Source organism: Enterococcus raffinosus (assembly GCF_018917525.1).
In the GTDB taxonomy this organism is placed as follows: Bacteria; Bacillota; Bacilli; order Lactobacillales; family Enterococcaceae; genus Enterococcus_A; species Enterococcus_A raffinosus_A.
On record NZ_JAHLOS010000072.1, the window covers coordinates 1 to 7,307 of the forward strand.

Sequence of the window (7,307 nt, forward strand, 5' to 3'; positions counted from 1 at the left end):
CACTCCACGCGAGTGTTTATTAGCAGAATTATCAAAGTTATCGTTGGCTGCTAAATAGAGAATAAAATTGAATAACACATGAATTTCAATAAGTGGCTAACTTGCACTTGAAATTTGGGTGAATGAAAAAATAATTAATAGTGGCGAAATTCTACTATTTGTGGGATGATAAATCGTATTTTATGAATAGAAAGGGGATCTTCGTGACTTATCGGAATAAGCCTCCATCACTGAATTCTGTTAAGTAACCTTGTATATTTTCTTAATTTTAGAAAAATGAATACGTAAATAGAAATAGGAGCAGTTTATATGATCGAGGAAAAGAAAAGTTTTATTTCATGGCCAGTACTTGCCATGATGTCGTTTGTTACAGTCATCGGTTTTGATGATATTATTTATAATTTTGCTAATCAAGGATTAGGTGTAATCACTTCTTGGATAATTTTATTGCTATTATACGTGATTCCATATTCTTTAATGGTTGGCCAATTGGGTTCTGTTTTTAATCATGAAGGCGGTGGTCTGACCTCGTGGGTTCGAGGAACCAGCGGCGATCGATTGGGTTACTTCACTGCCTGGACCTACTGGGCAGCGTCAATTCCTTATGTAGTTGATACTGCCAATGCCGTTGTTGTTGGCTTCGGTTGGTTAGTTAATGGAAATGATTCAATGGAAGACAAAATGTCTAATTCGATGTTTGCCTTATTAACCTTCTGTGTTTTTCTGGCCTTTATTTTCTTGCAGCGCCACTTTAAAAAGTCATTAGAAGTTCTGAGCACTTTAGGTGGCGGTGCTATGTTCATCATGGCAATTTTATTCGTCTTTATGACGTTTGCTTCCTTATTTATGCCGAATGGACATATCGAAACACAGCCAATGAATTTAGGCGCCATCGTCCCGAAATTTGATCTTCACTATTTGACGACAATCGGACTTTTGATTTATGCCATCAACGGTGCCGAATTGGTTGCTCCATTTGTTACACGGATGCGTAAGCCGCAGCGGGAATTTCCAAAAGCGATGATCATGCTAACGGTGATGACGATTTTCTTAACCGTCTTTGGTTCCTTTTCATTAGGGGTCTTTTTCAATGCACACCACTTACCAAATAATTTGAAGATGAATGGTTCCTATTATGCTTTCCAACGTTTGGGAGAATTTTTCCATCTAGGCAATACTCTAATGTATGTTTTTGCCGTGACGCAAATTATTTACATGTGTGCTTTGCTAGCCGTCTTATTAGATGCCATGACGCGGATGCTGATCTCTGATACAGGTAAGCAGTTCATGCCGAAGAAATTAACTAAATTAAATGACGATGGGCTGCCAATCAATGGGTATATTTTAACAACTGCTTTGAGTGCCTTTATTCTGTTACTAGGTGTTTTCTTGCCTGAGATGAATGATATCTTCAACTGGCTATTAAATCTTAACGGCATCATTTCACCGGGCGTGACCTGCTGGATTTTCTATGCCTTTATTCGAATTCGCTTAGACAGTCAAAAATTTCAATCTGATTATGTTTTCATTAAAAATGATCGGATGGCAGTATTTGTTGGCGGCTGGTGTTTGGTTGTTACAATTGTCGCTACTTTATTCGGTGTATTACCGCAGGATGCTCCATATGGCTCAAGCTTGTTTTGGCATGAGCTAATTATCAATATTATCGGAATCGCTGTGTTGATCGGTTTGGGCTTCATTATGCCGACCTTAGCTAAACGCGAACGTGAAAAAGCTGCATAATAATCAAGCAGCTATTAGACTGTGTGCTTCTTCCTTTTTAAGGAAGTTGTGTACAGTCTTTTTACTATTCAAAAAAAATCCCACTCGTGGTAAGATGATGTCTAAATAAGAATTAATTATTTTTTAATCGAAATCATAGAAACGGGTGAATAGTATGTTGTTGTTGGGGTCATTGGTGAACTGCCTTGCGATTATCGCTGGAAGTTTTTCTGGTATCGTTTTGCGTAATATCACGGAGCAAACGAAGGATACAGTAACAAAAGGAATTTCTTTAGGGGTCGTTGCTTTAGCGATTCAAATGTCATTGCAAGCAAGTTCTTTTATCATTATCATCATCAGTATTTGCCTTGGGGGAATGATCGGTGAATTTCTAAAAATCGAAGACTCCATGACTCGTTTAGGGCTTTTTCTTGAAAATCGTTTTGCACGTGGCAACAGTAACTTTGCGGAAGGTTTTGTCACCGCGACTTTGATCTATGTCATTGGCTCAATGGGAATCATTGGGGCAATTGAAAGTGGCGTTACCGGTAACCATCAGACCCTATTTACTAAAGCGGTAATGGATGGCTTCATGTCCATCATGCTGACTGCTTCACTAGGCATCGGTGTTCTGTTCTCGGCATTTCCGGTTTTGATTTATCAAGGCGCTATCACGATTTTTGCTAGCGTCATTGTTCGTTATTTACCTACAGAGCTGCTAGATAGTCTAATGAATGAAATCAGTGCAATCGGTGGTTTGATGATCTTAGCCATTGGCCTAAACGTTATGAAGCTGACCAAAATTCGTGTCTCAAACTATTTGCCAGGGATTCTCGTTTTAATAGCCATTATGGTAGTGCAATATTATTACTTTTAAAAAGCAGATGAAGGAGTCTTTCCTTCATCTGCTTATTTTTTTTACCAGATAATATTTTGTCGTACCCACCATTGGAACATCCTTCAGTTCGCCAAAAACTTCATAGCCATGTTTTAAATAGAAGCCTAATGCTTGATATGCTTTGGTCGTTAAGGTAATCGTCGTAACTTGGTGTTGTAAAGCTACTTGTTCCATTTTAGTCAACAGTTGACTACCTATACCCTCTTTACGATAAGCTGGATCAACAGCTAATAATGAAATGTGCATTGTCTGATATTGCTTTTTCGCTGTGATTCCACCAATTATATGCTTATCCTCCTTCGCACAAAAAAACCATTCGGAAGCATCTGGTTCAGGTTCCGATGCAAAAAAATCGACCTGCTGCTGATCCAATATTTCTAATAATCTATCTGTAATCTCGCTCTTAGTAACAGTTTGAATCTTCATCAAGGAGTCCTCTTTTCCAACAAAACATTTCATTATACTATTTACATTTCTCCAGCTCATTCATGATTTAAACCTCTGTGGATTCAGTTGAAAGGAATGAAATAAACAGCTTAAAATTTTAGTTCCATCTTCATATCTGCTTCGATATATTTATTTTGAGCTATTGGTATCTCTTTAAAACCAAACTTTTCGTAAAGGTTAATCGCTGGCAATAACCTTCGATTTGTATATAGAAAAACAGTTGTTGCTTTTCTTTGACTAGCAAATTCCAAAGATTTCTCCATCAGCAGGTTTCCGAGTTTTAATCCTTTATAGCCTTCTGTTACGGCTAATTTGGCTAGCTCGAAGCTCCCGTCATTCTGTCTTATCATAGCGACAGTTCCAACGATTAGACCATCACAAAGTGCGAAAAAGATCATTCCGCCTTTTTCTAAAATACTCCTATGGGGATTATTTATGATTTCTAAGTCTGCCGGTTCAACAGAAACATATTTTTCCAACCACTCCATTGAAAGTCTCTTAAATTGTTCGGCATACTTATCTTCCCACTCAATAATTTGAACATCCATCATAAAGTTCTTCCCCCACTAAGCCTTCTTTATTAAGTTAATACTTCAATTATACTAAGTTATTTAGCTTTTTCAAATGCAGCTAAAGAATTCCCTGTTTCCCCAATAACCCATGTCTTCGCAATTTCCTGTTCTTTAATCATTTGAGCATACCAGCCGTTTTGTTGGCACAATTCTTTGTGTGTCCCTTTTTCACGAACTTGACCTTCATCAAGGACAATAATTTGATCCGCATTGATGATGGTATCTAGGCGATGGGCGATTACTACAACTGTTTTTTTAGCCATCAAATGATCCAGAGCACTGTTGATTTCCTTTTCATTGTCAACATCTAGACTGGAAGTTGATTCGTCTAGTAACACTACGGGTGCATCCTTCAATAGTGCACGCGCGATCGAAACTCGCTGCTTCTCACCGCCTGACAGTGTCGATCCTCCTTCTCCAACCAACGTATCGTACCCGTTTTCCATTTGCATAATGAACTCATGGCAATTAGCCAAACGGCAAGCGTGAGTAACTTCTTCCATCGTTGCTCTTGGCTTTGCCATCCGAATGTTATTCAAAATCGTGTCATTGAACAAGTAAACATCTTGGAACACGCAGGTGATTTCTTCCGTCAATGCGTCTGGACGGATATCTCGAAGCTTTTCATTCCCCATTCGAATCTCCCCCTGTTTAACGTCCCAGAAGCGAGAGATCAAACTGATAACCGTCGATTTTCCTGAACCTGAAGGTCCTACTAAAGCAGTTGTTTTCCCATCTTCTACTGTAAAGGTAAGATCATTTAATACTGCGACATCATTTTCGTAGCTGAAGGAAACATGATCAAATGCAATCGTGTGATTGTCTCCGATAAACGCCTCTTTTGTGTACGGTAGTGGCTGCATTTCAAATATCTGGCGTAAATTATCAGCCGATTTTGATAGGTATTTCAATTCTGGATACAGCATTCCAATTGTCGTTAATTGACTGGAAGTTGAGACACTCAGCATCAACACTGCAATGTATTGTTCTGGTGTCGAATTACCTTGGATCAATAAATTAGTTCCCCAGATCAAAGCAACTGGAATCATAAAGGATACGATCGTTGAAAAAACCATCACATAAGGCATCATGGAAAGTTCCACCCGAATCGAAGATTTCTTTAGTTCATGGAAGGACTGATCCAAACGTTCAAACTTCGTACCGGTTAATTGATATAAACGAAACGTTTTAATCCCGTTTATATACTCCACAACACGTGAGATTACCGCGTTGATTTTCACACGATGTTCTGGCGCGATTGTGTGTCCTACAGAGCCTCCTTTAATCATCAAAGGTAGCGCAATTAAAATCATGACCACCATCACTCCAGCAAAACGAAAATCTATCGCTACTGCCGCCAGCATACAGACAGTCACGCTAAACAACGCTTTGACAAAATCCGTCAAATGATGAGTCAAAACTTGTTCGAAATCAGCAATATCCGTAGAAAAATAGCTGGTTAATTTACCGACACTGTTTTGATTGAAGTATCCCGAGTTCAAGCCACGAACATGTTCTGCTAAATGCAGGCGTAAGTCAGTCGCGATCACCGAACCATTCAATTGCAATGAAGCAAAACTATACCGTGCCAAGAATGCTCTTAATACAAAAACAACTGCCAAGACCGCGATCCCACGGAAAAAGAAACTTTCCGTAAACTGATTTTTGATCAAGGTAACAATACTCAAAATCATTATCGAGTAGAATACCATATTCAAGAAAGCATCAAGAATCGCTAATAAAATTGGTGTATACAATAGCTTTATTTTTTCACCAATTACTGCTTGTATATTTCTAATCACACTAGTCATTCGTTTTCCCTCCTATTTTTCTGTATAAATCTTCCACAATTTCGCATAACTTCCATTTTGGCGCAGCAGCTCATCATGAGTTCCTCGTTCAATCACACGCCCTTGCTCAAAGACACAAATTTGATCTGCATGCTTGATCGTATTCAAACGGTGGGCAATCATGATCGTCGTTTTATCTTGCAGAAGTTCATTTAATGCCAATTGAATCTTTCGTTCATTTTCAATATCAGTAAAGCTGGTAGCCTCATCAAAAATAACAACCGGTGCATTTTTCATGATCGCACGAGCGATACAAATGCGCTGTTTTTCTCCACCAGACATTTTGATTCCAGCTTCACCCATGACGGTATCATAGCCATCCGGCAGGCTCATGATGAATTCATGAATCTGTGCCGCTTTCGCTGCTTCATGGACTTCTTCGTCTGTGACCTGATCTTTTCCTACCGCGATATTTGTGCGGATCGTATCACTTAACATAAAAGCATCTTGAAAAACGAAGCTGATTCCTTGCATCAATGCCTCTTCGCTAAAACTCTCCACTGGTTGATCGTTCAAAAGAATTTGGCCTTGCTGAATATCCCAAAAACGTGGGACCAGCTGAGCCATCGTCGATTTTCCAGAACCTGATATTCCGACAAAAGCAGTCAAACTGTTAGCGGGTACCTCCAATGAAACATCATGCAATACCTCATCTTCTTCATAAGAAAAATGAACCTGATCAAAGGTAATTTTGACATCTTCAAGTTGTTCAGTATGACTACCGAAATTCTGTTGAGGAAGATCCATAATCTCTTTAATTTTTTCAGTCCCAGTCAAAATTTGCGAGATCGCCATCGCAAATCCACTTAAACTTTTCAAAGAAGACAAGAACACAATACTCATAATCAAAAAGAATAAAAAGGTCGGCAAATCAACTGCCCCTTTAAAATACAGCCAGCCTCCCGCAGGAAAACTAAATAGCAATCCTGATTCAATCAAAATGAGAAACATCCCGTAAGGCCAAGATTGCATCTTTGTGCATTCAGTCCACATCTTGTGATACTCTTCAACCGTCGATGAATATTGTTTAAATCCTTTAGCAGTGACATTAAAGGATTTCATTACATTCATCCCATTGATAAACTGCATGATCGATGAGTTTAGCTGCCCCACTAACTTTTGGTACCATCCCATATATTTGCTGCTTGACCGCATACCGATCATCAAAATGACTGCGCCAATCACGATTGGCAGCAATAAGCATAAAGCTAAAGGAAGACTTAATGTACACAAATATCCAAACATTAAGAGCGGCACAGTGATCGCTTTTGCTAAATCAGGGACTTGGTGAGCCAGCATCGTTTCGATTCGCTCGGTATCTTCAATAATGGTTTTCTTCAGTTTGCCTGAAGTCGTTTTAGTAAAAAATCCTAGATGAAGTGTCGCAATATGTGCACTTAAACGGCTGCGAATCTCATATAACGTATTGAACGCGCCAATATGTGACAACGCCCCACTCACCAACATCATCAAAAATTTTACAATGATTGCAATCCCTGCATACATTCCATACTGCATCGCTAAATCTATATTCGGCTGATCGCCGAATAAAAACATCAAAACACGGTACAGCATCACTAACGGTACAAAATCCATGATGCCAGAAACAATACTAAAAATTGCAGAAGCTAATAAAAGCAAACTCGATTTCCCAGCCAACCGAAACAGATAAATTACATTTGTTTTTTCCATTGTTCTCCTCCTCGTAATATATTTTTTAGAGTGATAAATCACTCCAGTTTTATTCTCTTGTTCTTTGATAATTTAATAACACTTTAGTTGCTTGGTGCTTGTGTGATGTTCTAGAATTGACTCCTG

Annotated in this window: 6 protein-coding genes; 2 read left to right on the forward strand and 4 right to left on the reverse strand. The window is 38.9% G+C overall.

Features of this window, described 5'->3' with window-relative positions:
* Positions 1–309 precede the first annotated feature (309 nt).
* Together KQI58_RS22080 and KQI58_RS22085 are read left to right on the forward strand one after the other, a co-directional pair.
* Positions 310–1,743, forward strand: coding sequence for an APC family permease (locus KQI58_RS22080; RefSeq protein WP_216411088.1), 1,434 nt, complete (start codon positions 310–312; stop codon positions 1,741–1,743).
* Between the two features lie 154 nt (positions 1,744–1,897).
* Positions 1,898–2,599: a DUF554 domain-containing protein gene (locus KQI58_RS22085; RefSeq protein WP_216411089.1), complete on the forward strand. Its 702-nt coding sequence runs from the start codon at positions 1,898–1,900 to the stop codon at positions 2,597–2,599.
* A 24-nt stretch (positions 2,600–2,623) separates the two neighbouring features.
* Here the strand turns inward: KQI58_RS22085 and KQI58_RS22090 are convergent, their stop codons facing one another.
* The 4 genes from KQI58_RS22090 to KQI58_RS22105 form a co-directional block, all read right to left on the reverse strand.
* Entirely contained in the window at positions 2,624–3,046 is a 423-nt protein-coding gene (locus tag KQI58_RS22090; RefSeq protein WP_216411090.1) for a GNAT family N-acetyltransferase, read from the reverse strand.
* Positions 3,047–3,156: 110 nt separating this feature from the next.
* Entirely contained in the window at positions 3,157–3,618 is a 462-nt protein-coding gene (locus tag KQI58_RS22095) for a GNAT family N-acetyltransferase (RefSeq protein ID WP_216411091.1), read from the reverse strand.
* Positions 3,619–3,674: 56 nt separating this feature from the next.
* Complete coding sequence (locus tag KQI58_RS22100; RefSeq protein WP_216411092.1) at positions 3,675–5,450, reverse strand: ABC transporter ATP-binding protein; 1,776 nt, start codon at positions 5,448–5,450, stop codon at positions 3,675–3,677.
* 12 nt (positions 5,451–5,462) lie between these two features.
* Positions 5,463–7,181, reverse strand: coding sequence for an ABC transporter ATP-binding protein (locus KQI58_RS22105; protein ID WP_216411093.1), 1,719 nt, complete (start codon positions 7,179–7,181; stop codon positions 5,463–5,465).
* Positions 7,182–7,307 lie beyond the last annotated feature (126 nt).